The 253-nt window shown below is 55.3% G+C and carries 1 protein-coding gene; it reads right to left on the bottom strand.

What is annotated here, in order from left to right:
- The coding region (locus IV91_RS18595) for a Mu transposase domain-containing protein (protein ID WP_031599357.1) at positions 1-253 on the bottom strand (253 nt) is incomplete at both ends.

Below are 253 nucleotides of genomic sequence, written 5' to 3'. Positions count from 1 at the left end.
TCGGTCATAGCAGCGGACATGACGGGCGATGAGTTGTCCGTCGTAATAGGCACACAGGCGATCAGGATGGGCCTTGATGGTCAGACGGCGGTGTGCATAATCAGCGGGAACGGAGTAGTGGTTGGTGTCGACGGTAAAGCGGAACTGACTGTTGGCCACCAAACTGAGGGTGCGGGCATAGTCGTAAGGATTGGAATTGAGCGGGCGTAGGTGTGGTTTCTCTTCAATGAACAGATCACAGGGGCGTTGTCGT

Origin of the sequence: Ferrovum myxofaciens, assembly GCF_000735045.1 — a bacterium.
GTDB classification, from domain to species: domain Bacteria; phylum Pseudomonadota; class Gammaproteobacteria; order Burkholderiales; family Ferrovaceae; genus Ferrovum; species Ferrovum myxofaciens.
The sequence above is the reverse complement of the archived record's forward strand: the minus strand, read 5'-3'. Positions and strand labels throughout refer to the sequence as shown.